The organism is Paraburkholderia madseniana, assembly GCF_009690905.1.
Classification (GTDB): Bacteria; Pseudomonadota; Gammaproteobacteria; order Burkholderiales; family Burkholderiaceae; genus Paraburkholderia; species Paraburkholderia madseniana.
In genome coordinates this window covers 109,261-134,257 of record NZ_VOSW01000009.1, presented here as the reverse complement: position 1 = coordinate 134,257, position 24,997 = coordinate 109,261, and the positions used below count along the sequence as shown (strand labels likewise).

Below are 24,997 nucleotides of genomic sequence, written 5' to 3'. Positions count from 1 at the left end.
GGGGCGTGGCGGGTGTGGCGGGTTTCGGGGGCGCAGCCGCTGCGCCGGCTGCTGCAGGGCAAGCGGCGCACGCCTTCGCGGCAACGCGGATGGTGTCAGGCTCGGTAGCCGGTTCGGCGGCGAACGCCTCGGCTGACGCAGGCCGTCCGTCGACGGCGCCGGGTTCAGCCGCCAGTGCAGGATCTTCGGGAAGTCGCTCGACGGCTGCCCAGCAGCCGTTCTCGCCCGCTCCGCGCGCGAACCCCAACAACACGCCAGCGCAGACAACGCGGCATCCGGCTTCGTTCAGCGCACCGGCACCGAGCTATACACGGCCGATGGCCACCGCGCAGAAGGTCACGCCGCCCGCCAGCGTCCAGGAGACGCTTCGCAGCATCGCCGAAAACGCCGCGCGCTGGACCGACATCGCCGGCGTCAGCCTCGCGCGCAGCAGCGGCGCGGAAAACGCGATGGTCACGACGACTCTGGACGCTCTGACGGGTACCGAGCCACCGGTCGAGGCTGGGCAATCGGACGTAGCTTCGTCTTCACATGCGAACGAAGTCGAAATGGCCGCGGTGCCGGATGTAAGCGCGCCTTTGCAGGACGTAGTCGAGGCTGCGCCGGACCACCATGCAGCGACGCAATCGCCCGTCGAAACGCCGCGAATCGAAGGCGCCTCTGAAGCGCCGGTCGAGGACGATACCGAGCCTGTCGTGCAATGGCCGATTGAACCGCCGGTTATCCAGGCGCCGTTGGTTGCGACACACACGCCAGCCACGCAGTATGCAGCGCCGGTGCCAACGCCAACGCCATTTCAAATCTTCGCAGCCCAACTGGAAGCCAGTGACGCGCAAACGGACGTGCCGCCGTTCGTCGAAGACGAACCGACGCAAGCGCACAGCGCGACGTCCGTGCCGGTTGCCGAAGTCGTCATCGAAAAACCGCTCGCGCCCTGGGAAACCAGCATCGATGCTGTCGCGCCAGTCGACGCGGCAATGACGAACGCCCCTGCCCTATCGGATGTATCGGACGCATTGGAAACAGTGGACGTAGCCGACGATTTGAACCCGTCGGCCGCCTCGGACGCTTCGGCCATCGTTGCCGCAGTAGAACCGCAAAGCGCCGTATCGCACGCGTCGAACGTGGTTCGTTTCCCTGGCTTCGCAGTTCAGGCAGCACCAGCGACCTCGGCCACCATCGTCGACGAACCCTCGACCGAGCGCACCGACCCTGCAGACCCCGCTGAACCCGCCGAACCCGCAATCCAGCGCACACCGCTGCGCGGCCACATCCCCGCCAACGGCTTCGAATTCCGCGCGCCCGCGGCATCGATGGTCGAGCTGCCGACGCTTGATCTGCTCGCGCGCGCCGACACCGACGTCGAACCCGTTTCGGAAGAAAAGCTCATCGAAACCGGCCTGCTGATCGAGCAGCGTCTGCAGGAATTCAAGGTGCCGGTCACCGTGGTCGGCCATTCGGCCGGCCCGGTCATCACGCGCTTCGAAGTCGAGCCGGCGCTCGGCGTGCGCGGCAGTCAGATCGTCGGCCTGATGAAGGACTTGTCGCGCGGCCTCGGTCTCACGTCGATTCGCGTGGTCGAAACGATTCCCGGCAAGACCTGCATGGGCCTCGAGTTGCCGAATGCCAAGCGGCAGACGATTCGCCTGTCCGAAATCCTCGAAGCCAGCGTCTACCAGAACTCGCATTCGCAGTTGACGCTGGCGATGGGTAAGGACATCACCGGCCATCCGGTGGTCGCCGATCTGGCGAAGGCGCCGCACATGCTGGTTGCGGGCACAACGGGTTCGGGCAAATCGGTGGCGATCAACGCGATGATCTGCTCGCTGCTTTACAAGGCGACGCCCGAAGAAGTGCGGCTCATCATGATCGATCCGAAGATGCTGGAACTGTCGGTGTACGAAGGCATTCCGCATCTGCTCGCGCCGGTCGTCACCGACATGAAGCTGGCAGCCAACGCGCTGAACTGGTGTGTCGGCGAAATGGAAAAGCGCTACCGTCTGATGTCCGCGGTCGGCGTGCGCAACCTGGCCGGCTTCAATCAGAAGATCCGCGATACGGAAGCCAAGGGCAAGAAGCTCGGCAACCCGTTCTCGCTGACCCCGGACGCACCCGAGCCGCTCGCGCCGCTGCCGCTGATTGTGGTGGTGATCGACGAGTTGGCCGACCTGATGATGGTCGCCGGCAAGAAGATCGAAGAACTGATCGCGCGTCTCGCGCAGAAAGCGCGCGCCGCCGGCATTCACCTGATTCTGGCGACGCAGCGTCCGTCGGTGGACGTGATCACCGGCCTCATCAAGGCGAACATTCCGACGCGCGTGGCGTTCCAGGTGTCGTCGAAGATCGACTCGCGCACGATTCTCGATCAGATGGGCGCCGAATCGCTGCTCGGCCAGGGCGACATGCTGTTCCTGCCGCCGGGCACGGGCTACCCGCAGCGCGTGCACGGCGCGTTCGTCGCCGACGAGGAAGTGCACCGGATCGTCGAGTATCTGAAGCAGTTCGGCGAACCGCAATACGAGGAAGGCATTCTCGACGGCCCGGCCAGTGAAGGTGCGTCGCCCGATCTGTTCGGCGACACGCCGGATGCCGAAGCCGATCCGCTTTACGACGAAGCCGTCGCCTTCGTGGTGCGCACGCGGCGCGCGTCGATCTCGTCGGTGCAGCGGCAATTGCGCATCGGCTATAACCGCGCGGCGCGCCTCGTCGAGCAGATGGAGACGGCGGGCCTGGTGTCCGCGATGGGCATCAACGGCAGCCGTGAGGTGCTTGCACCGGGACCGGCGGAATAAACGGGACGGGCCGGTAGCCGCCAACCAAAGCCAGACAAAAAAACGGGTCGCTCGAAGCGACCCGTTTTTTATTCAACGCGCGGATTCAGATCGTCAGCAACCCACCTCACGACGGCGACACCAGCTTGAAGTCCACCGGCGAATCGATCTCGATACGTTTCGGATTCGCTTCGAGCAACCCACTCTGTTGATCGCGCTTGAACACATACACGGTGCCGCTGTTCTGATTGCCGACGATCAGCCAGTTGCCGGTCGGGTCGATCGCGAATTCGCGCGGCGACTTGCCGAGGCTCGACTGGTGCCCGATCTTCTTCAGATGGCCGTTGGCCGGATCAACCGAGAAGATCACGATCTCGTTCGCATCGCCGCGATTGGTGGCGTAAAGGAAGCGTCCGTCCGGCGACAGATGAATGGCCGCGGCGCCTACTGCGCCCTTGAAGCCGGGCTCGATCAGCGAACTCGTTTGCACCTGCGTGAGCTTGCCGTCGGCGTAATTGAAGGTGCTGACCGTAGCAGCCAGTTCGCTAGTCAGATAGGCATGCTTGCCGTCCGCGCCGAACACCAGGTGACGCGGGCCCGTGCCTGCTTTTTCCTGGGTGTAGCGCCAATCGGTCGGGCCGAGCAGGCCGCGGCTGCCGTCCGGCGTGTAGCGGTACGAATACAGCTTGTCGGCGCCAAGGTCCTGCGCGAACAGGTAGTGACCGTCCGGCGAGAACACGGTTGAGTGAACGTGCGAGTTGTCTTGACGTCCCTTCACAGGACCGCCGCCTTCATGATGCACCGTGAGCACCGACGCGCCCACCTGGCCGTCCGCCTGCAATGGGAACACCGCGAAGCTGCCGCCCGGGTCGGCCGCCACCGAGTAGTTCGCGGTCAGCAGATATTTGCCGTCCGGCGACAGGCTCAGATAGCACGGGTCATTGCCGTCCGACGAGACCTTGTTGAGAAAGCTCAGTTGGCCGCTCGCGGCATCGAAGCGAAACGCGCTGATGCCACCGCGCTGCGTGGCCGGGCCGTTGTCGCCGGGCAATTCGTTGACCGCATAGACGAAGCGCCGGTCACGGCTCACCACCAGATACGACGGATTGACCGTCTGCGCGGCCGACACGCGGGTCGCTTCGCCTGTCTTCGTGTCGAAGCGATAGACGTACAGCCCTTCGCTCTTGCCAGCCGTGTAAGTGCCGACCAGCATGTCATAGACGCCATCGGCGGGAGCCGGGCCGGAATCTTGCGCAAACGCATGCGAAGCAACAATCGAGACCATGAGCACGAAACCTTTTATTATCGAGCGGGCGGAGCGCAGAGGAGCTGGCTGGCCGCCGCGCCATGAGGTGGATTGAGCAGCAGAAGGCAAAGGAGAGCTTGAGACAGCACGCATTGCAGCACGGTGACTACGAAGCATATGACCTCCTCTTCATCGGTTATTCGGTTGTAATGGTGTCTCTGGTCTGCCGCGCAATCGGTCGAATTGTTTTGTCGAGGCAAGTATAAAAGCGTTGCGTCGGATCATGCAGCGAATCCGGCGGGCCGCGTAGGCCGGGCCGCGTTCGGCTGGCCGGCCTGCCGGTTCATGCTTAGCAATTGTCCCGCCTGACGGGGCGTTTTTTTCAACCGCGTCTCACCCATCTCACACTACGGAGTTTTCATGAACGTCACACTCAGCCTGGGCCCGCTGGTTTCGTTGATCGCCGGCATTCTGATTCTCGTCATGCCGCGCCTGTTGAACTACATCGTCGCGCTCTATCTGATCATCATCGGCATCATTGGGATCTTCGGCATGGGGTCGTCGCACTTCTAGGCGGCGGCAGTCAGCCATGGAAGCTGCAAGAAGGGACGCACGACCGGGCGCAGTGCCGGCCCGGAAATGTCTCGCACGAACGGGGGGCCGGTGCGGGATATGGCGCGCGTACTGATAGCGGCTGTGGCAATGCAACACGTGGCACAGCGAAGCGGTACGGGCGCGACAGATTCGCATCGGACGCAATGCGCCAGATGCGAGACAACTGCGGACAGCCGCATTGCGCGAGCCCGCGCAATGGAGAAAGGCAGAAACGGAGCAACGGTCAGCCGTTCGAAAGCTGATCCAGCCGCAAACGGCCCTGCAACGACAATCCGCCGACGGCATAATGGCCGTCACCTTCCTGATGACGGCGGAAGCAGGCCCGTTCGATCAGAAAGGCCGCCGCAGCCAGCATTCCGTTGCGGCTCAGGCCCAGCCGGCCATGTTCGAGCGGCAACATCGAATCGTCAGCCAGTTCGCTGGCGGCGGAGAGAATTGTGATGCAATCGGATTTCGACGGGTTCAGCATTGCTTGGGTCCTCGAAAACGGCTTTTGCATGCGCCATGGGCAAGGCCGACGCATGATCCGGCGAACTCCGAGCATCGGCATGAAAATTGATTGTAGGCAGTGATTTGACAATTACCAACCCGCGTTTTGCCGCATTGCGCGCTGAACCAAAACGCATCGCGCGGGTCCGGTAACACAATGACCCCCAGCGCGGCGGCCTTCGCCTCGCCTAAAACAGACACGCTCCCCCATGCCCGCACTCATCGAAGACTATGCGCTCATCGGCGACGGCCACACTGCCGCGCTCGTCTCCCGCGAGGGTTCGGTCGACTGGCTCTGCTGGCCGCGCTTCGACTCCGGCGCGTGCTTCGCCGCCCTGCTCGGCACGCCCGACAACGGCCGCTGGCTGATTTCGCCAGTCTCCGATACGCCACCCACGATCACGCGCCGTTATCGCGGCGAGACGCTGGTTCTGGAAACCGATTTCGAAACGCCCGAAGGCGCAGTCACGCTGATCGACTTCATGCCGCCGGGCAACGGCTGGTCGGAGATGGTGCGGATCGTGGTCGGCAAACGCGGTACGGTGCGCATGCAGATGGAACTGGTGCTGCGCTTCGACTACGGTTTTTCGATTCCGTGGGTGGATCGCCTGAAGCACGACAGCGGCATCAAGGCGATCGTCGGCCCGGACACGGCCGTGCTGCGCACACCGGTCGAGTTGCACGGCGAAAACATGAAAACCATCGCGACGTTCACGGTGAGCGAAGGCGAGCGCGTGCCGTTTTCGCTGGCCTATGCGGCTTCGCATCTGCGCATTCCGCCAGGACGCGATCCGCACACGTCGCTTGCCCGCACCGAGAACCATTGGCTCGAATGGTCGGCGCGCAGCACGGTCGAAGGCAAATGGGCCGCGCAGATCCGCCGCTCGCTGATTACGCTGAAGGCGCTGGCGTACGAGCCGACCGGCGGCATCGTCGCCGCGCCCACCACGTCGCTGCCGGAACAGTTGGGCGGCACGCGCAACTGGGACTACCGCTATTGCTGGCTGCGCGACGCCACCATCACGCTGCTCGCGATGATGCGCGGCGGCTATTACGACGAAGCGCGCGCATGGCGCAGCTGGCTGGGCCGCGTAATGGCCGGCGCGCCGGATCAATTGCAGATCATGTACGGGATCGCCGGCGAGCGGCGCCTGCCCGAATTCGAAATCGACTGGCTGCCGGGTTATCAGGGTGCCAAACCCGTGCGGATCGGCAACAACGCGGTCGGACAGCGCCAGCTCGACGTCTACGGCGAAGTGATGAACGCGCTGCATCTTGCGCGCGTCGGCGGCCTGCAGGCGGACGACACTGCATGGAACGTGCAGCGCGCGTTGCTCAGCCATCTCGACACGATCTGGAAAGAGCCGGACGAAGGCATCTGGGAAACCCGTGGCGGCCGCCAGCACTTCACCTTCTCCAAGGTGATGGCGTGGGTCGCCTACGACCGCGCCATCCGGTCCGCCGAAATGTTCAAGCTGGAAGGCCCACTCGATGAATGGCGCGCAACCCGCGCGACAATCCACGCGGAAGTCTGCGCGAAGGCGTGGAATCCGGCGCTTAATGCGTTCTCCCAGTCCTACGGCAGCGATCAGCTCGATGCGAGCGTACTGCTGATGCCGTTGGTCGGCTTCCTCCCGCCGACGGATCCGCGCGTCAAGGGCACGGTGGCGGCGATCGAAAAGGACTTGATGCACGACGGCTTCGTGATGCGCTACCGCACCACTGAATACGACGACGGTCTGCCGCCTGGCGAAGGCACCTTCCTCGCGTGCTCGTTCTGGATGGTGGACAACCTGGCGCTGCAAGGCCGCATCGATGAAGCCGTCGCGATGTACGAACGGCTGCTCCGCCTCTGCAACGACGTCGGTCTGCTGGCGGAAGAGTACGATCCGACCGCGAAACGCCTGGTCGGTAATTTCCCGCAAGCGTTTTCGCATGTGGCGCTGGTGCACACCGGCCTGAACCTGATGAAGCACGAACAGGCGATGGCCCAGGCGACCGGGCAGCCACCGCATAACGGCACCATGACAGAGGAACTTGAGGCTGCGGCAACCCCGGATAGCGGCGCGGCGGCATCGTCAGTACCATGATTTAATGACAGTTTGCGCGCAGCCCGCGCGTAAATTGCTGCATTGCACAAGTACGCTTTGTTCAGTATGATCCAGCAGACTGTCGGCCGAAAATCAATGTGCCTACAACCAATACGGCCTGCCGCAACGCCACACGCGTGTTTGCCAAGCCCCATGCGAACCGCTTAAACGGAGCACCCATGCTCTACCAACTGCACGAATTCCAACGGGCGATGTTGAGCCCCCTTACCGCCTGGGCCCAGGCTGCGTCGAAATCGTTCGCGAATCCCGCCAGCCCGTTAGCCTATGTGCCCGGTGCCACACGCCTCTCAGCCGGTTACGAACTGCTCTACCGGCTTGGCAAAGATTACGAAAAGCCTGAGTTCAACCTTCATCAAATTGTCAAAGACGGTCACAACATTCCGATCATCGAACAAACGATCATCGAAAAACCGTTTTGCCGCCTGATGCGCTTCAAGCGTTTCGCGGACGACAGTGACGCTGTTACCCAATTGAAAGATGAGCCGGTCGTGCTGGTGTGCGCACCGTTGTCAGGGCACCACGCCACGCTCCTGCGCGATACCGTGCGCACGTTGCTGCAAGACCACAAGGTCTACCTGACCGACTGGATCGATGCACGCATGGTGCCGCTCGAAGAAGGCGAGTTTCACCTCGACGATTACATCGCTTACATCCAGGAATTCATCCGCCACATCGGCGCGAAGAATCTGCATGTGATCTCGGTATGCCAGCCCACCGTCCCGGTGCTCGCCGCCATTTCGCTGATGGCGAGCCGCGGCGAAGACACGCCGCGCACCATGACCATGATGGGCGGCCCGATCGACGCGCGTAAGAGCCCGACCTCGGTCAACTCGCTCGCCACGCAGCACTCGTACGAATGGTTCGAAAACAACGTGATCTTCACGGTGCCGCCGAGCTACCCGGGCGTGGGTCGCAAGGTTTACCCGGGCTTCCTGCAGCACACCGGCTTCGTGGCCATGAATCCTGAGCGCCACGCAGCTTCGCACTGGGACTTCTACCAGAGCCTGCTGCGCGGCGACGAAGACGACGCGGAAGCGCATCGCCGCTTCTACGACGAGTACAACGCCGTACTCGACATGGACGCGGACTATTACCTCGACACGATCCGCGTGGTGTTCCAGGACTTCAGCCTGGCCGAAGGCACGTGGGACGTCGCCGGCGAGCGTGTACGCCCGCAGGACATCACGAAGACCGCGCTCTTCACGATCGAAGGCGAGCTGGACGATATCTCCGGGGACGGTCAGACGTTCGCTGCGCAAGAGTTGTGCAGCGGCATTCCGGAGAAGAACAAGCGTCACTTCACCGCGGAAAAATGCGGCCACTACGGCATTTTCTCGGGCCGCCGCTGGCGCACCATCATCTATCCGCAGTTGCGCGACTTCATCCTCGAGCACAACAAGGCGCCGAAGGTAGCGAAGGAAAAAGTCGAAGCCTGAGCACCCCGCGCGCAGAGATAAACAACGGCCTCTTCTTCAGAGGCCGTTGTCGTTTCTGACGCCTGTTTTGCCGCTTTTTCGTCGCTTCTTATGCGGTCGATGCGCGATCGCGCTGCAGCTTACTTCCGCAACAGATACGCAAGCAGCAACTCGGTGTTCATCTGAATGAGTTCGCTGCGTTCGCCCGCACTGCTGAAATCGCGGCCGAGTGTCGCCTCGAGCGTGAAGCGGTTCGACACGATGTAGTAGCCCATGCCGGACAGCGTCACGTAAAAGCGCAGCGGATCGACGTTGGTGCGAAACAGCCCCGCGCGTTGACCCCGCTCAAGAATGCCGCCGAGCGTGGCGACAATCGGCGAAATCATTTCGCGGATGCGCGTGGACTTCTGCATGTAGCGTGCCTCATGCAGGTTCTCGTTATTGACGAGACGCAGTAACTCGGGATGATCGCGGTAGTAATCCCAAACAAAATGCGCGAGACGTGTCACCGCCTCGACCGGTGCGACACCGTTCAGTTCGAGCGTTCGTTCCGCTTCATTGAGCGCGCTGAATGCGTGCTCGAGTACAGCAGTGAAAAGCTGCTCCTTGCTACCGAAGTAGTAATAGAGCATGCGTTCATTAGTTTCCGCGCGGCGGGCAATCTGATCGACGCGTGCGCCGAACAACCCTCCATTTGCAAACTCTTCGGCCGCCGCAAGCAGAATGCGGCGCCGCGTGCCTTCAGGATCTCTTTTGATTTTCGGCTGATTCATGGTGGCATCGTCTTCGTGAGCCGCGTTATCCGGATCGCGCCGCCGGCCTCTCCTCGGGCCTTGCACCGACAGCACTGAACGGGCTGGTTGGGGGAACACCCTTATGCGGTCTTTCGAAAAAGCGCTTCGATTATGGCACATGGATTGCGGATGGCAATTGGGGAAATCGGCGATAATGTGCTATTTAGTTCAAGCCCAGCGCTTGCGCTTAGTTGCAGCCTCAGTTGCACAAATTCGCGCCTCTATTCGTGTCTGTATTTGCCTATATTGGCGCGTGTTTGCGCGCTTTCGCAGCGCTTTTGTGTTGCCCCGGCCTGCCGCGTGTTTTCCCTAATCCGCGCACGGCTCGCCGTGCGGCCACGAGGCAAGCCCCAACGTCGTGACCGTGACCGATTCCAGAACACTCGCAGACCGCATCGAAGATCTGCTGCCCCAAACGCAATGCACGAAGTGCGGCTATCCCGCCTGCCGCCCGTATGCCGAAGCCGTCGCCCATGGCGAAGCCAACTACAACCAGTGCCCGCCGGGTGGTGCCGAAGGCATCGCGCGCCTTGCCGCACTGCTCGGCAAGCCGGTGATCCCGCTCAATTCCGCCAACGGCGTCGAACGGCCGCGCCCGTTGGCGGTTATCGACGAACAAGTTTGCATCGGCTGCACGCTGTGCATGCAGGCCTGTCCGGTCGATGCAATAGTTGGTGCACCGAAACAGATGCACACGGTGATCGCCGAGCTCTGTACCGGTTGTGACCTGTGCGTGCCCCCCTGCCCGGTCGACTGCATTGCGATGCCGCCGGTCACGGGCGAAGCAACGGGCTGGGACGCATGGAGCCAGAGCCAGGCCGACGCTGCGCGCGAGCGCCACAACCGGCGTGAAGCCCGTCTCGCACGCGAACGCGAAGCTGCGGAGGCGCGTGCTGCAGCGCGGCGAGCGGTCAGCAGCGCGCCCGCTCAGGTGATGGAAACCGGTGCCGCAGCAGCACCCGCCGCGCCTGCAGCGGACTCCGCCGAAGCGAAGAAACGCGCGATCATCCAGGCCGCGCTCGAGCGTGCACGCCAGAAGAAAGAAGAGTTGGCCGCCAAGGGCCAAGGTCCGCAGAACACCGAGCGCGTCAGCGCCGACGTGCAGGCGCAGATCGATGCCGCCGAAGCACGCCGCCGCCGTCTCGGACTCGCTGCGGACAACACCGACACTCCGCCAAAGAAGCGCTAACCCTTAACTCTACGCTGCGCATGAACGCGAACAAACGCCGCGCCATCTACGAGACGCTTCAGAGTCTCAACCCGCATCCCACGACCGAGCTCGAGTACACCACACCGTTCGAACTGCTGATTGCCGTGCTGCTGTCCGCGCAAGCCACCGACGTGTCGGTGAACAAGGCAATGCGCAAGATGTTCCCGGTCGCGAACACACCGCAGAAGGTCTTCGACCTTGGCGAGGAAGGGGTTGCCGGCTACATCAAGACAATTGGCCTCTATCGGACCAAGGCGAAGAATGTGATCGCAACCTGCCGCATTCTGCTCGACCAGTACGGCGGCGAAGTACCGGAGGATCGTGAGGCGCTCGAAAGCTTGCCGGGGGTCGGCCGTAAAACGGCGAACGTGATCCTGAACACGGCGTTCGGTCATCCGACCATCGCTGTCGATACGCATATCTTTCGGGTTGCGAATCGAACCGGGCTCGCGCCTGGCAAAGACGTGCGCGCGGTCGAAGCGGCGCTGGAGAAATTCACGCCCACCGAGTTCAAGCAGGATGCCCACCATTGGCTAATTCTGCATGGCCGCTATGTATGCAAAGCGCGCCGTCCGGAATGCTGGCACTGCGTGATCGAGCCGCTATGCGAATTCCGGCCCAAGACGCCGCCGCCGGATCTTTGAGGGCGATACCGTTCGGCGAGCGCACGAGCAGACGCCGCATCGCCGTGGCGCGTTGGTCCGGCGCGTACGCGGCACGCACTCAGTGCGTCCGCGGCCGCCGCCGCGCTTCGGTCCGTTGACGCGCCGCCAGCAAGCCGCCCTGCGTCGGCGTAAAATCACCCCCTTCCAACCCGCCTCACACCCAACGCACCGTTCCCACGATGTTCAATCCCAGCCGCGACGAAGTCCGCCAATTTTTCACCGACACCTGGCGCAAGCAGCGTCAAGGCGAGATTCTGACACCGCTCGAAGCGATCGCTGCCGACTGGATCGTCGAGCATCCGGAATATCACGCCGATCTCACCAGCACGGAAACCGCCCAGGCGCAGGACTACTCGCCCGAACGCGGCCAGACCAACCCGTTCCTGCATCTGTCGATGCATCTGGCGATCACCGAACAGTTGTCGATCGACCAGCCGCCGGGCATTCGCGCGGCGCACGAGCGGCTTGCTGCCCGGCTCGGCTCGACCCATGAGGCACAGCACGCGATCATGGATTGCCTCGGCGAAACCATCTGGGAGGCGCAACGCACCGGCACCCCGCCGGACACGGACGCGTATTTGCAGCGCATCGAGCGGCGCGCCACGCGGGACTGAGGCAATCCGGTCGACTATGGCGGCCAGCGGTTGCCAGCACGCCCGCGGAACTTGGCCCGGCACCAAACCCCAGCCCCAAAAGCACGACACCCCGCCGAAGCGGGGTGTCGTTCATTCTGAAAACAGCGCAGTGCGATTACTTCTTCTGCACCAGCGCACCGTCCAGCGATTCGATGTAGGCGGCGATGTCTTTCATGTCGCTTTGCGACAGGCTTTGTACCTGCGCCTGCATGATCGCGTTGTTGCGACCGAGGTGCGGGTTGCCGTTGCCCATCTGATACTGGCGCAGCGCCCAGTAGACATAGTCTGAGTGCTGACCGGCGAGCTTCGGATATTCCGGGCTCACCGGCTTGTTCAGGTTGACGCCGTGGCAAGCCGCGCAGTTGTGGCTGTCTGCCAGCACCTTGCCGTTGCCGGCGTCTGCGGCGTGCGCGACGTTCGCTGCAACCAGACCGATGACTGCCGCCGACGCGCATGCAGCCTTGAACACCGTGTGGAGTGCCTGTTGGGGCTTATTCATGAATTCTCCTATCCCGCGAATATAAATAGCCGAGTGACCGGTTGGATGACCGCAGCCGATCACTTGTCGGGATTGCTCTTCGAAGAGGAATTTTGCGCTGCGTAGTAGGCAGCGATGTCGGCGATGTCCTGATCCGACAGCGACGCGGTGATTGCGCGCATCGTTTCGAAGTGGCGGTCGCCCTTCTTGTAGCCGTGCATGGCGTTCTCGAGGTATGCCTGATTCTGGCCGCCGAGCATGGGCACGCGGTAGACCTCAGGGTATGCCGTGCGGTATTCAGGGATGCCGTGGCAGCCAATACACATCGCGACCTTGCCTTGGCCCGCCTTCGCGTTGCCGACGACATCCGCTGCCTGCGCACTGGCCGCATAGCCCGCGAGCACCGACAGCGCTGCGATCACGACGTGTTTGCCGACGAATTTATTCATAGCATGTAACCTGGCTTGAGGGGAAACGGGCGCCCGAAAAGGCAACGGCCCGCGCCGTTATTCTTATAGGGTAGCCACGCAGGCCAAAAAAATCGGGCTAATTGTACCGCGACGCCGCGCCGAACGTCCACCGCGCGGGGCGAGAGGCGTATCCGGCCGCCGCAAAACCACGGCTGGCGCCATTTTGCTCCGCCACGCCGGTTCCGCATGGCTTCGTGCCGCCCGCTACGCACCGCCCGCCCGGCCCACGACGCCCTGCGCGCCCGCCCACCGGGCACGCAGGGCGAACGGACTGCTCGCGAACGCCGCATAGGCACGTGAACCGGCGTCCAGCACCGCGGGTGACACCTTACGCCAGGCTGATTCAGCCCAACAGGCCTTCTGACTTATACTGGGTTTTTTCCCAAAAAAGAGCATCTCGCCATGCGTTTTGAAGGCTCATCGCAATACGTCGCCACCGACGACCTCAAGCTCGCGGTCAACGCCGCGATGACGCTGAAGCGCCCGTTGCTGATCAAGGGCGAACCCGGCACCGGCAAAACCATGCTCGCCGAAGAGGTCGCCGCCGCGCTCGGCATGCCGCTATTGCAGTGGCATATCAAGTCCACCACCAAGGCCCAGCAAGGCCTGTACGAGTACGACGCGGTGTCGCGCCTGCGCGATTCGCAGCTCGGCGACGAGCGTGTCAAGGACATCCGCAACTACATCGTCAAGGGTGTGTTGTGGCAGGCGTTCGAGTCGGAGGAGCAGACGGTGCTCCTGATCGACGAGATCGACAAGGCCGACATCGAATTCCCGAACGACCTGCTGCGCGAACTCGACCGCATGGAGTTCTACGTGTACGAGACCCACGAGCTGATCCGCGCCAAAAAGCGCCCGCTCGTGATCATCACGTCGAACAACGAGAAGGAACTGCCGGACGCGTTTCTGCGCCGCTGCTTTTTCCACTACATCAAATTCCCCGACCCGGTGACCATGCAGCAGATCGTCGAGGTGCACTACCCCGGCATCAAGAAGGAACTGCTTGCCGCGGCGATGCAGAGCTTCTTCGAGTTGCGCAACGTCGCCGGTCTGAAGAAGAAACCGTCCACGTCGGAACTGCTCGACTGGCTGAAGCTGCTGCTCGCCGAGGACATTCCGCCCGAAGCGCTGCGCTCGTCCGACCAGAAGCAGATCATCCCGCCGCTGCACGGCGCGCTCCTGAAGAACGAGCAGGACGTGAGCCTGTTCGAGCGGCTGATCTTCATGAACCGCAACAACCGTTGATGAACCGTTGATTGATCGCGAATACCCGTTGATGAGCGCGGCGCACCGCCCACTCGCCGCCGCCGAGGACACAGCATGCTGATCGACTTCTTCTACTCGCTGCGCGCGGCCAAACTGCCGGTGTCGGTGAAGGAATACCTGACGCTGCTCGAAGCGCTCAAAGCCAATGTGATCGCGCCGTCGCTCGACGAGTTCTACTATCTCGCACGCATCACGCTGGTCAAGGACGAGCAGTATTTCGACAAGTTCGACCAGGCGTTCGGCGCGTATTTCAACGGCGTCGCGCAAGCCTCGGAACTCGCCTTCGACGTCCCGCTCGACTGGCTCAAGAAGAAGCTGCAACGCGATCTGTCGCCCGAAGAAAAAGCGCAGATCGAAGCGATGGGCGGCCTCGACAAGCTGATGGAGCGCCTGAAGGAGCTGTTCGACGAACAGAAAGAGCGCCACGAAGGCGGCAACAAATGGATCGGCACGGGCGGCACTTCGCCGTTCGGCAACGGTGGCTACAACCCTGAGGGCGTGCGCATCGGCGGCGACGCGGCGGGCAACCGCACGGCGGTGAAGGTGTGGGAAGCGCGCGCCTATCGCGACTACGACGACCAGGTCGAAATCGGCACACGCAACATCAAGATCGCGCTGCGCCGCCTGCGCCGTTTCGCTCGCGAAGGCGCGGCCGAAGAGCTCGATCTGCCCGACACGATCCGCAGCACCGCGGCGAACGCCGGCTGGCTCGACCTGAAGATGGTGCCGGAGCGGCACAACAAGGTCAAAGTGCTGATGCTGCTCGACGTGGGCGGCTCGATGGACGATCACATCAAGCGCACCGAAGAACTCTTTTCCGCCGCCAAGGCCGAATTCAAGCATCTCGAGTTCTATTACTTCCACAACTGTGTGTACGACTTCCTGTGGAAGAACAATCGCCGCCGTCACGCCGAACGCATGCCGACGTGGGACCTGCTGCACAAGTTCACGCCCGACTACAAGCTGATCTTCGTCGGCGACGCGACCATGAGCCCCTATGAAGTGCTGCAACCGGGCGGCTCGGTCGAATACAACAACGCCGAAGCCGGCGCCGTGTGGCTGCGCCGCCTCGCCGATCATTTCCCGCATTACGCGTGGCTCAATCCGGAGCCGGAAGGTTTGTGGGCGTACCGGCAGTCGGTCAGCGCGATCCGGGAAGTGCTCGGTCATCGCATGTATCCGCTCACCCTCGCCGGACTCGAAACGGCGATGCGCATGTTGAGCAAGTAATCAGGTCGGTTCACGTTTTTCTCCAACTATAAGAAAGTTTCTGCATGAGTCAGTCTTCATCGCCCGTTTTGTCCCCTGCCGACGTACACCCCGGGCCGCTCAGACCGTTTGCCGATACGTCCTTGTCCACCCTCGTCGCCGGCTTCGTCGCGATGATGACGGGCTACACCAGTTCGCTCGTGCTGATGTTCCAGGCCGGCCAGGCCGCCCATCTCACCGATGCGCAGATTTCGTCGTGGATCTGGGCATTGTCGATCGGCATGGCCGTCTGCACGATCGGCCTTTCACTGCGCTTTCGCGCACCGATCGTGATTGCCTGGTCGACGCCCGGCGCGGCGCTGCTGGTGTCGTCGCTGCCGCATGTGACCTACCCTGAGGCGATCGGTGCGTTCATCGTCTGCGCGGTGTTGCTGACCCTGGTCGGCCTGACCGGCTGGTTCGACACGCTGATGAAGAAAATCCCGGCGGGCATCGCTTCGGCTTTGCTGGCGGGCATTCTGTTCGAGATCGGCATCGAGATTTTCCGCGCGGCGCAGTTTCAGACCGCGCTCGTGCTGGCGATGTTCTTCACCTATCTGATCGTCAAACGCCTCGCGTCGCGCTATGCGATCGTGACGACGCTGGTCGTCGGCACGGCGCTCGCCGGTGGGCTCGGGCTGCTCGACTTCAGCCGCTTTCACGTCGCGCTCGCCCACCCGGTGTTCACGATGCCGGCGTTTTCGGTCGCGGCGAGCATCAGCATCGGCATTCCACTTTTCGTCGTCGCGATGGCGTCGCAAAACGTGCCGGGGATCGCCGTGCTGCGCGCAGACGGCTACACCACGCCATCCGCGCCGCTGATTTCGACGACCGGCATCGCCTCGCTGCTGCTCGCGCCGTTCGGCTCGCACGGCATCAATCTTGCGGCGATCACAGCGGCGATCTGTACCGGCCCCGAAGCGCACGAAAACCGCGACAAGCGTTACACCGCGGCAGTCTGGTGCGGTATTTTCTATCTGATTGCCGGGATTTTCGGCGCGACCATCGCCGCACTGTTCGCCGCCTTGCCGAAGGCGCTGGTGGTCTCCGTTGCGGCGCTGGCGCTGTTCGGCTCGATCATGAGCGGCCTCGCCAACGCCATGCAGGACCTGAAGCAGCGCGAAGCGGCGCTGGTGACGTTCATGGTGACGGCTTCCGGCCTCACCCTGCTGTCGATCGGCTCGGCGTTCTGGGGGCTGGTGGCGGGCGTACTGACGCAACTGGTGCTGAACGCCCGGCGCGCCTGAATCCGCCATAGAATAGAAGCATCCGGCAGCGCTTTCCGTCAAAATTCCCCGGCAACATGACGGGCAAACGCTGCAGCGTGACCCGCGGCCGCCGGAACGGTTTGTCTTTTCCCTCCGGTGGCGATCTCATTTCTCCTGAACCACGGCGCACGCGCGCCATGAAGGCTCGAACATGACAACCGCACTCGACCAACTCAAGCAATACACCACCGTCGTGGCCGATACCGGCGACTTCCAGCAGCTTGCCCAGTACAAGCCGCAGGACGCGACCACCAATCCGTCGCTGATTCTGAAAGCCGTCCAGAAAGACGACTACAAGCCGCTGCTCGAAAAGACCGTGAAGGCGCATGCGTCGAAGCCGGTCGGTGCAATCATCGACCAGTTGCTGATCGCATTCGGCACCGAAATTCTCAAGATCATCCCGGGTCGTGTGTCGACCGAAGTGGATGCACGCCTGTCGTTCGACACCGAAGCGTCGATCGCCAAGGGCCGCGAGCTGATCGCCCTGTACAAAGAACACGGCATCGGCCGCGAGCGCGTGTTGATCAAGCTGGCCTCCACGTGGGAAGGCATTCGCGCCGCCGAAGTGCTGCAAAAGGAAGGCATCCACTGCAACATGACGCTGTTGTTCTCGCTCGCGCAGGCCGCTGCCTGTGCAGAAGCAGGCGCGCAACTGATTTCGCCATTCGTCGGCCGCATCTACGACTGGTACAAGAAGAACGCCGGCAGCGCGTGGGACGAAGCGAAAGACGGCGGTGCTAACGATCCGGGCGTCAAATCGGTGCGCCGCATTTACGCGTACTACAAGAAGTTCGGCTACAAGACCGAGGTGATGGGCGCGAGCTTCCGCACCCCGGGCCAGATTCTGGAACTGGCCGGCTGCGATCTGCTGACCATCAGCCCGGATCTGCTGCAAAAGCTGCAGGAGAGCACCGAGCCGGTCGAGCGCAAGCTGTCGCCTGAAATGGGCAAAGGCGTGGACATCGAACGCGTGCCGGTCGACGAATCGTCGTTCCGTTTCCTCGTCAACGACGAAGCGATGGCGACCGAAAAGCTCGCTGAAGGCATCCGCGCGTTCGCGGCAGACGCCGTCAAGCTGGAAAAAATGATCGAAGCGCTGCGTTAGGCTTCGGCTTAGTCTTGGCCGCTTGAGTACGCGGCTGCACACGAGGTCGCGCACTTATTGGCGAGCCTGGTTGCGCATCCGGTTGAATACGCGGCCCTGAGCCATCCGGTTCAGGGCCGCGTGCCGTTTACAACCGCACATCCGATACCTGTCCGCGCCACTGCTTCTTACGAAATAAAGTCACAATTGCTGCCCCAACGGACGACTACAATCGTCTGCACGCCCGCCCCTCGATACCATTTGCCGAAGGAGCGCGGCGCCGCTGATCCATATCCCGGGAGACGATCATGTACGTTCAGCCTTACGTATTTTTCAACGGACGCTGTGAAGAAGCGCTCAAGTACTACACAGAGAAGCTCGGCGCCGAGGTATTGCTACTGATGCGCTACAAGGACGCGCCGCCCAGCGCCGACCCGGAGAACCAGCCGCGCCCCGGTCTGGAAGAAAAGATCATGCACGCCACGATCAAGCTCGGCTCGACCAACTGGATGGCCTCCGACGGCCACTGCGACCCGCAGGCCACGTTCAGCGGCTTCAGCCTCTCGCTGACGGCTGACGACGCCGAGTCGGGCGAGAAATATTTCAACGCGCTGGCCGACGGCGGTTCGGTGACGATGCCGTGGCAAGCCACCTTCTGGAGCAAGGGCTTCGGGATGGTGGTGGACCGCTTCGGTCTCGCGTGGATGGTGACGCTGCCGGATGCCTGAGCGCGTCATGCAAGGCTGCATGGTTGCGGCTGAGGCGGTGTGCCGACGCGATCGCCGTAACCATGCAGCCGCCGTACTGTATGTAGCCGCAGCCTGTCAGGCCGCCACACCGGCTCACCCGGACAACGTGAAAAGCTAAGCCTTCTGCAAAACGGGCGAACGCCGCTCGATGTCCCAGTTCGGCTCAGTCTCCAGCAACAAGGCGCGCAACCGCTCCACCTGTTCGGCTAAGCGCTGCCCGAGCCAATACGGCCCCTGCAAGTCGGGCGGCAATTCTAGCGCCGCGTCGCCGTGCGCCTGAGCAAGCGGCGACGCGGCCGGAATGCCGAAGTGCGTCGCGCGGCCAAAGCGCAGGCCGCGCGCCATTGCCAGCAGAATGCCGCGCACGGCAAGCACCTCAACGCCGCACGCCCGCACATACGCAGCGCGCGCCGCGGCATCGGCGCGCATCAGCGGGCCGATCGCCAGCAATTCCAGCGAACTGAGCACCGAACGGTGCAGCCGCTGGATCTCCTCGAGCCGGGCCTGCGGCACATCGATCTCCTTCGCCACCGAAGGCATCAGCGAGCGCAGCTGAACCAACCGCTTGTTGATCGCGAGGAAGCGTTTGACCTGTTCGTCCTCGTTGATCGTGTCCCCTTCCAGCAGACGGGTGTAAATCTGCGCGCAGGCCCGCAGATTGTCGGCGATCCCGTAACGCCACGAATAAGTCGCGTGCAGCGGCAACACGAACGAAAACGCCAGCGCGATTACAATGCCGATCAGCACGTTCAGCGTGCGCCATAGACCGACGTCGATCAGATTGTCGCCATGGCCCGCGACGATGCACATCGTGATCGCCGTCAAGAGACCGATATACCCCGACGAACCGATCGCGAACCATGCGCAGATCCCCGCGACGATCGACATCAGCACATAGGTGAGCGGCAGCGACCCGGTCAGATTCTGCGTCAGGATGAGCAGAAGCCCGATCACCGCGCCGAGCAGCGTTCCCGCCGCCCGGTCGGCAGCCTTCTTGCGGATATTGCCGTGATGTTGCAAGCCGCCGATCACCACCAGCAGGGTCACCGACGACCAGATGCCGTGAGGAATGTTGATACCGGTGGTCGCGAGAATCGACACCAGCATCGCGACGCCGACGCGCAGGCTATGCAGCACCTTCGCGTGGCGATAGCGGTAGTACGGCGACGTGATCGTGCGCACCATGCGGCTAATGGCCGAGCGGCGGACAACTACACGGGGGGAATCGGCAGAAGCCATGGCTCGCGCGAAGGACGCTTTGAAGGACGGTTCCGCTATCGTGCCCTGGAGTGCTCCGGAAAGACAAACGCCCGCAAACTTTTGTCTGCGGGCGTTGCTTTTCCGGCGAACTGGAACGGCTGACTTAGCCTTCGACCACGTCCAGATAATCTTCGGGACGGGTACGGTCCTCGGCGCGCTGCATGCCGAACATGCGCACCAGCAGGCTCACCACGACCGACACCACCAGGTTGACGATCAGCGACCACACCGCCGCGTAGCCCGGAATCGCCATGCCGAACAGGTGAATCGTGAAGATCGAACTCGCCAGCTTCAGCGAAATCGCCATCCACGTGCCGGTTGCGATGCCGACCGCCCAGCCGATCAGGAGGCCGCGGTAGTCGAGCACACGCGTGTAGAGACCCAGCACGATCGCCGGCAGTGTCTGGATGATCCAGATGCCGCCCAGCAGTTGCAGCTGAATCGCGTACGTGAGCGGCAGACCGAGAATGAACGCGACGGCGCCGACCTTGACGATCAGCGACACCAACTTCGCGACGTTGGTCTCCTGCTCATGCGACATATTGCGGTTCACGAACTCCTTGTGGATGTTGCGCGTGTACAGGTTCGCTGCCGCAATCGACATGATTGCCGCCGGCACCAGCGCGCCGATACCGATCGCCGCGAAGGCCACGCCGACGAACCACGACGGGAAGAAGTGCAGGAACAGCGCCGGCACCGCGAAGTTCGGGCCGAACGCCTTGAAGTACGGCGCGAATTCCGGCATGTCCTTCACGCCCGAAGCCAGAGCCATGAAGCCCAGCAGCGCGAGCAGACCGAGCACCAGCGAGTAGGCCGGCAGCATCGCCATGTTGCGGCGGATCGTGTTACCCGATTTCGACGACAGCACCGCGGTGATCGAGTGCGGATACAGGAACAGCGCGAGCGCCGAGCCCACCGCAAGCGTCGCGTACGCGCTGTAGCCGTTCAGGCTCGACACGTCCGGTGCCTTCAGCAGCAGCTTGGCCGGCGGCACCACGCTGAAGATATGACCGAAGCCGCCCAGTTGCGGCGGAATCACGATGACCGCGGCAAAGATCACGACATAGATCAGCACGTCCTTGACGACCGCGATCATGGCCGGCGCGCGCAGGCCCGACGTGTACGTGTAAGCCGCCAGAATCGCGAACGCGATGATCAGCGGCAGATCGCCGACGAAGCCCTTGGTGTCGAAACCCAGCGCGCCGATCACCACTTCGATACCGACCAGTTGCAGCGCGATGTACGGCATCGTCGCGACAATGCCGGTCACGGCGATCGCCAGTGCCAACATGCGGCTGCCATAGCGAGCCGAGACGAAGTCGGCCGATGTCACATAACCCTGACGTTTGGCGATGCTCCACAGTTTCGGGAACACGACGAACGCGAACGGATAGATCAGGATCGTGTACGGCAGCGCGAAGAAACCCGTTGCGCCCGCACCGAACACCAGGGCCGGCACGGCGATGAAGGTGTAAGCGGTGTACAGGTCGCCGCCCAGCAGGAACCACGTGACGATGGTGCCGAAGCGCCGGCCGCCGAGGCCCCACTCTTCCAGATGGGCCAGGTCGCCCTTGCGCCAGTGGGCCGCGACAAAGCCGAGAATGGTGACGCCAATAAAAAACAGGACGAAGACGAAAGTTGCGGTGGCGTTCATTGTTGTGCGCCCCCTTGCGAGCTGCCCGTCGAGCGGGTCTTGGTCTTGAAGTACACGAGCGCCGTGATGATCGCGCTGATCAACACCCACAGCAGTTGGTACCAGTAGAAGAACGGAAAATCGAACAGTTGCGGTTCGACCTTGTTATATGACGGCACCCAGATCATTGCGATCCAGGGCAACAGCAGCAACCAGAGCCAGTGCTTGCTGGCCTTGTTCGCGTCGGCGTCGTGAGCCATGACGTCTCCTCTTCCCTATTATTGAAATGTTGGCCCGTGTGTGGACGGGTGGTGGATGTCCCGTCGCAGGTAGGCCACGGGTACCCCGAAAGCTTCGAAAGAGTATAGGAGCCGAGAACGTCCGGTCAAGCAGGGACGACCCGAGGCGCAAATGTGCTGCTGGGACGCGCCGGGCGGCGGTTTAGCAGAGATGAGGGCTGGGCGCGAGGCGGCTGGACGCGGGGGCTGGGTCGCCGATCGTCGACATGCGTGCTGGGTATCCACGGAATCGAACCGGCCGTGCAATGTACTGGAGAAGCGGTTGGGAAACCGTCGTACCAGCGCAACGGGAAGCCTGGGTCGAACCTGCCTCAAGCGGCCTCAAGCGGCCTCAAGCGGCCCGACCCATTCTCACATCAGATCGAGAACGAACTGCCATTCTGTCCGGTCGATTCCTGCAGACCCTTGATCCACTTGCGCGCCGGCAAGCCAAGTTCCGCTTCGATCAGCTTCGCACGCGCTTGCAGCGTCGTGAACGGCACGTCGAGCGCCGGGCCCGAGAACGCGATGGCGATGCGGTTGCCGTCATGCACTTCCGGCAGCGCGACCACGCGGCCGTCGAAAGCTTCGTTCAGGCGCTTCATGTTGCGCACGAAGCTCGGATGGTCCCCAAACAGGTTCACCGTCACCACGCCCGCCTCGGTCAGGCACGCGCGCACCGCGCGGTAGAAGCCGACGCTGTCGAGCACCGGGCCACGCGCGGTGGCATCGTAGACGTCGATCTGCAACGCGCCGATCGTGCCGTGGTTGGCGCGGTCGTTGACGAAGTCCCACGCGTCCATTTCGTGCACGGTCAGACGGACGTCGTCGTGCGGCAGTTCGAACATCGTGCGCGCGGCCACGACCACGGCCGGGTTCAATTCGACTGCTTCGACTTTGGCGCGCTTCAGGAAGCGGTGTGCGAACTTGGTCAGTGCGGCGGCACCAAGACCGAGCTGGACGATCCGCTTGGGCGTTTCGATGAACAGCAACCAGGCCATCATCTGCTGCGCGTATTCGAGTTCGATGTGATCCGGCTTACGCAGACGCATTGCGCCTTGCACCCATTCCGTGCCGAAGTGCAGGAAGCGCACGCCACCCTCTTCCGAGAACGTAACCGGTGCGAAACGCGGCTTGCGCGGCGCTTCGATTTGCGGCGCGTCGTGTAGATCGTCGTCGTGCAGCACGCGCTTTTTATTGCGCACTGCTTTCTGTTTGCTCAGCGTGGTGTCGCCGGCGTCAGCGTCTTTGTTGCGGAAAGCACGGGCTTCAGCCGAGGCGCGCCTGATCAATTTCGTCATGTAAGGATGTCGCGCCAGAGACGCAATTTTTGGTCGAACGAGAGCATAGCATTCGCCGGACTCGACGAAGGCAATACGAGGGTGACGTAGCCCGCTTCGCCGATCACCGGCGCAAAGCGGCCTGCCGTCTTGCCGTTGAAGCAGACTTTCTTCAACAGCGGCGCGTGGGCGCGGAGCGTTGCAAAATCGTTGGGGTTGGCATTGCGGATCGCGGCGTCGAGACTGCCTTCGCGCTCGCAGGCGGCGAGCACGTCCCACACGCCGATGCCGTGCGATAGCAAACGCGGTAGCCGTTCTTCATAGGCGAGTTCGGGAAGCGGTTCGTCGAGCACCGTGCCGAGCAAACGCCAGAACTGGTTGCGCGGATGCGCGTAATACTGTGTAGCGGCCAGCGACGCTTCGCCAGGAAAGCTGCCGAGAATCAGCGTGTGTGTATCCGCCGCGACGACGGGAGGAAAGCCGCGCAGCATCAGCGCTTTTCCTTACGGTCCGATGTCGGCGCGTGCCCGGATTCATTTGCATCCCGTTCGGAAAGGTGTTCTTGCTCCGCACGCGGCGCACCATGAGCGCGCGACGCCGTATGCTCGAGCGGCCGGCCATGTTCACGCACATGAGTACGCTGCGGCGCGTGAACGTGGGGGGAGGCTGAATACGCAGACGGTGTGCTGGCCGAAGACGCCAGACGCGCCCATAGCGCCGGCAACATGCACTCGGTGACCATCAAGGGCGCGCCGTGGCGCTCGAACACCGAGCGACGCGCAACCAGCGTATGCGGCCTCACGCCACCGATCTCAATCGCGGCCAACCGGTACAACGGATGACGCGCCGTCAGCCTGCGGCTCACCAGCGACGATCGCGCGACACTGCTGTCGCTGTACAGCAACTCGGCGAGCGGCCGCGTACGCAACCTTCGCGTGGCCTGCCATACGCCGACGCTCGCGGCCAGCGGCGCGACGCTGTGCGCCGCGACAAACGGCACGCCGTCGACCGACAACACCACCTCCCGAACCCACACCGGCGCACGCGGCGCGAGGCCGAGCGCGGCGTGTTCGTCGGCCCACGGTAGCGCGACGGCTTCGCGCGTCACGCGCACCGCAACCGCGCCGAGCGTGCGCAGATGCGCGGTCAGCGATCCACCGCGGGTCAACCAGTCTTTCTGGGCGGCGCTAAAACCGGGCAAGGGCGCGACACGCCAGTGGGCGTCGGCGGCATCGAAACGGATAGGCATGGTGTCGGATTATAACGGCGCAGTTGTCAGAGGATCGCGAGTCCCTCACCTGCCGTCCCGTCGGGAATGTCAGTCGATCTCCATGCCGGACGGAACCGCCTCAATCAGTGTATCGATTTCAGACAGTTCCGATTCTCCTGGTCCAGCGACGCGCGATACAACCTTCGTGCTTTAACAAGTCGACGGTCCGCCCGCGATCGAAGGGCGTGCCATGTGATCGGATATTGAAGGAGAAAAAAAACATGAAAACGTTCCTGGGCGCTTCTGCATGCGCAATGTCTGTCGTGCTGATGGCGGGTTGCGCGGCGCCGCTGAACCGCGACAAAGAAACATCGTTGAATAAGGCTGTCGGCATCGAGGTGACGCCGGTTGCCAATGGTGTCTCAGTCAAGCTGCCCGAAGCCGCGCTGTTCGAGTTCGGTAAATCCGAAGTGCGTGGTGATGCAGCGGCCGTCATCAATCGTTCAGCCGTTCTGCTCAAGCGCAGCAAGAAGCCGGTGCTGGTTGAAGGTTACACCGACAATGTCGGCACGCTCGACTATAACCAGCAGCTTTCCGAATCGCGCGCCACGGCGGTAGGTTATGCGCTCGTGGCGCGCGGCGTGGCGTTGGACCGGATCAGGACGAAGGGCTACGCGTACAACAACCCCGTCGCCAGCAACGATACAGCCGAAGGGCGCGCGCTGAACCGGCGCACCGAGATCGTGGTGCGCGGCGAAACGATGGATACGCTGATGGGGCAGAAGTAGGTGTTCGTCATCTGATGTGAGGATCGTAGAAACG

General features: G+C 62.8%; 24 protein-coding genes. 13 read left to right on the top strand and 11 right to left on the bottom strand.

Translation table 11 applies throughout. The features are described 5' to 3' along the window. The coding region (locus FSO04_RS07145) for a DNA translocase FtsK (RefSeq protein WP_154559010.1) at positions 1–2,792 on the top strand (2,792 nt) is incomplete at its 5' end. Positions 2,793–2,898: 106 nt separating this feature from the next. On the opposite strand, the gene FSO04_RS07140 is transcribed toward FSO04_RS07145, so the two are convergent. Beyond that, positions 2,899–4,194, bottom strand: a complete 1,296-nt coding sequence (locus FSO04_RS07140) for a lactonase family protein (RefSeq protein WP_171925009.1) — start codon at positions 4,192–4,194, stop codon at positions 2,899–2,901. Positions 4,195–4,437: 243 nt separating this feature from the next. On the opposite strand from FSO04_RS07140, the gene FSO04_RS07135 reads away from it, so the two are divergent. Next, entirely contained in the window at positions 4,438–4,590 is a 153-nt protein-coding gene (locus FSO04_RS07135; protein ID WP_154559008.1) for a DUF3096 domain-containing protein, read from the top strand. Between the two features lie 265 nt (positions 4,591–4,855). Here the strand turns inward: FSO04_RS07135 and FSO04_RS07130 are convergent, their stop codons facing one another. Beyond that, positions 4,856–5,101 (bottom strand): hypothetical protein, encoded by a 246-nt coding sequence (locus FSO04_RS07130; RefSeq protein WP_054035019.1) that lies wholly within the window; start codon positions 5,099–5,101, stop codon positions 4,856–4,858. A gap of 229 nt (positions 5,102–5,330) precedes the next feature. Between FSO04_RS07130 and FSO04_RS07125 the strand changes: the two genes are divergently transcribed. After that, entirely contained in the window at positions 5,331–7,211 is a 1,881-nt protein-coding gene (locus tag FSO04_RS07125) for a glycoside hydrolase family 15 protein (protein WP_154559007.1), read from the top strand. Positions 7,212–7,390: 179 nt separating this feature from the next. Then, on the top strand, positions 7,391–8,668 hold the full coding sequence (locus tag FSO04_RS07120; protein ID WP_154559006.1) for a polyhydroxyalkanoate depolymerase: 1,278 nt from the start codon (positions 7,391–7,393) through the stop codon (positions 8,666–8,668). 119 nt (positions 8,669–8,787) lie between these two features. Here the strand turns inward: FSO04_RS07120 and FSO04_RS07115 are convergent, their stop codons facing one another. Then, on the bottom strand, positions 8,788–9,420 hold the full coding sequence (locus FSO04_RS07115; protein ID WP_154559005.1) for a TetR/AcrR family transcriptional regulator: 633 nt from the start codon (positions 9,418–9,420) through the stop codon (positions 8,788–8,790). A 385-nt stretch (positions 9,421–9,805) separates the two neighbouring features. On the opposite strand from FSO04_RS07115, the gene rsxB reads away from it, so the two are divergent. The 3 genes from rsxB (at position 9,806) to FSO04_RS07100 (ending at position 11,930) form a co-directional block, all read left to right on the top strand. Further along, positions 9,806–10,630 carry an electron transport complex subunit RsxB gene (gene rsxB, locus FSO04_RS07110; protein ID WP_168435593.1) on the top strand — a complete coding sequence of 275 codons (825 nt, stop codon included), beginning with the start codon at positions 9,806–9,808 and terminating at the stop codon, positions 10,628–10,630. 20 nt (positions 10,631–10,650) lie between these two features. After that, positions 10,651–11,295: an endonuclease III gene (gene nth / locus FSO04_RS07105; protein ID WP_154559004.1), complete on the top strand. Its 645-nt coding sequence runs from the start codon at positions 10,651–10,653 to the stop codon at positions 11,293–11,295. A gap of 200 nt (positions 11,296–11,495) precedes the next feature. Further along, positions 11,496–11,930 carry a DUF1841 family protein gene (locus FSO04_RS07100; protein WP_154559003.1) on the top strand — a complete coding sequence of 145 codons (435 nt, stop codon included), beginning with the start codon at positions 11,496–11,498 and terminating at the stop codon, positions 11,928–11,930. A gap of 136 nt (positions 11,931–12,066) precedes the next feature. Here FSO04_RS07100 and FSO04_RS07095 read toward each other — a convergent pair whose 3' ends face one another. Both FSO04_RS07095 and FSO04_RS07090 read right to left on the bottom strand, forming a co-directional pair. Further along, positions 12,067–12,450, bottom strand: a complete 384-nt coding sequence (locus FSO04_RS07095) for a c-type cytochrome (RefSeq protein WP_154559002.1) — start codon at positions 12,448–12,450, stop codon at positions 12,067–12,069. 59 nt (positions 12,451–12,509) lie between these two features. Next, positions 12,510–12,878 (bottom strand): c-type cytochrome, encoded by a 369-nt coding sequence (locus tag FSO04_RS07090; RefSeq protein ID WP_154559001.1) that lies wholly within the window; start codon positions 12,876–12,878, stop codon positions 12,510–12,512. A gap of 423 nt (positions 12,879–13,301) precedes the next feature. On the opposite strand from FSO04_RS07090, the gene FSO04_RS07085 reads away from it, so the two are divergent. The 5 genes from FSO04_RS07085 (at position 13,302) to FSO04_RS07065 (ending at position 18,493) form a co-directional block, all read left to right on the top strand. Beyond that, the gene (locus tag FSO04_RS07085) at positions 13,302–14,144 is read left to right on the top strand and encodes an AAA family ATPase (RefSeq protein WP_054035023.1); all 843 of its coding nucleotides are present in this window, start codon (positions 13,302–13,304) and stop codon (positions 14,142–14,144) included. Between the two features lie 75 nt (positions 14,145–14,219). Further along, positions 14,220–15,395: a vWA domain-containing protein gene (locus FSO04_RS07080; protein WP_154559000.1), complete on the top strand. Its 1,176-nt coding sequence runs from the start codon at positions 14,220–14,222 to the stop codon at positions 15,393–15,395. Between the two features lie 44 nt (positions 15,396–15,439). After that, positions 15,440–16,660 carry a benzoate/H(+) symporter BenE family transporter gene (locus tag FSO04_RS07075; RefSeq protein ID WP_154558999.1) on the top strand — a complete coding sequence of 407 codons (1,221 nt, stop codon included), beginning with the start codon at positions 15,440–15,442 and terminating at the stop codon, positions 16,658–16,660. A gap of 172 nt (positions 16,661–16,832) precedes the next feature. Next, the gene (gene tal / locus FSO04_RS07070) at positions 16,833–17,786 is read left to right on the top strand and encodes a transaldolase (protein WP_154558998.1); all 954 of its coding nucleotides are present in this window, start codon (positions 16,833–16,835) and stop codon (positions 17,784–17,786) included. A gap of 287 nt (positions 17,787–18,073) precedes the next feature. Beyond that, positions 18,074–18,493 carry a VOC family protein gene (locus FSO04_RS07065; RefSeq protein WP_154558997.1) on the top strand — a complete coding sequence of 140 codons (420 nt, stop codon included), beginning with the start codon at positions 18,074–18,076 and terminating at the stop codon, positions 18,491–18,493. Between the two features lie 135 nt (positions 18,494–18,628). On the opposite strand, the gene FSO04_RS07060 is transcribed toward FSO04_RS07065, so the two are convergent. From FSO04_RS07060 to FSO04_RS07035, 6 genes are all read right to left on the bottom strand, one after another. Then, positions 18,629–19,753: an FUSC family protein gene (locus FSO04_RS07060; RefSeq protein ID WP_171925008.1), complete on the bottom strand. Its 1,125-nt coding sequence runs from the start codon at positions 19,751–19,753 to the stop codon at positions 18,629–18,631. Between the two features lie 124 nt (positions 19,754–19,877). Further along, a complete protein-coding gene (gene mctP / locus FSO04_RS07055) occupies positions 19,878–21,428 on the bottom strand; it encodes a monocarboxylate uptake permease MctP (protein WP_154558996.1) in 1,551 nt (516 codons plus the stop codon). Then, on the bottom strand, positions 21,425–21,667 hold the full coding sequence (locus FSO04_RS07050; RefSeq protein WP_154558995.1) for a DUF3311 domain-containing protein: 243 nt from the start codon (positions 21,665–21,667) through the stop codon (positions 21,425–21,427). The genes mctP and FSO04_RS07050 overlap by 4 nt, the downstream gene beginning before the upstream one ends. Positions 21,668–22,062: 395 nt before the next feature. Continuing rightward, positions 22,063–22,986, bottom strand: a complete 924-nt coding sequence (locus FSO04_RS07045; RefSeq protein ID WP_154558994.1) for a class I SAM-dependent methyltransferase — start codon at positions 22,984–22,986, stop codon at positions 22,063–22,065. Then, positions 22,983–23,456, bottom strand: a complete 474-nt coding sequence (locus tag FSO04_RS07040; RefSeq protein WP_154558993.1) for a DNA-deoxyinosine glycosylase — start codon at positions 23,454–23,456, stop codon at positions 22,983–22,985. The genes FSO04_RS07045 and FSO04_RS07040 overlap by 4 nt, the downstream gene beginning before the upstream one ends. After that, the gene (locus tag FSO04_RS07035) at positions 23,456–24,214 is read right to left on the bottom strand and encodes a chorismate--pyruvate lyase family protein (RefSeq protein ID WP_154558992.1); all 759 of its coding nucleotides are present in this window, start codon (positions 24,212–24,214) and stop codon (positions 23,456–23,458) included. The genes FSO04_RS07040 and FSO04_RS07035 overlap by 1 nt, the downstream gene beginning before the upstream one ends. A 242-nt stretch (positions 24,215–24,456) precedes the next feature. On the opposite strand from FSO04_RS07035, the gene FSO04_RS07030 reads away from it, so the two are divergent. Then, complete coding sequence (locus FSO04_RS07030) at positions 24,457–24,963, top strand: OmpA family protein (protein WP_154558991.1); 507 nt, start codon at positions 24,457–24,459, stop codon at positions 24,961–24,963. Positions 24,964–24,997 lie beyond the last annotated feature (34 nt).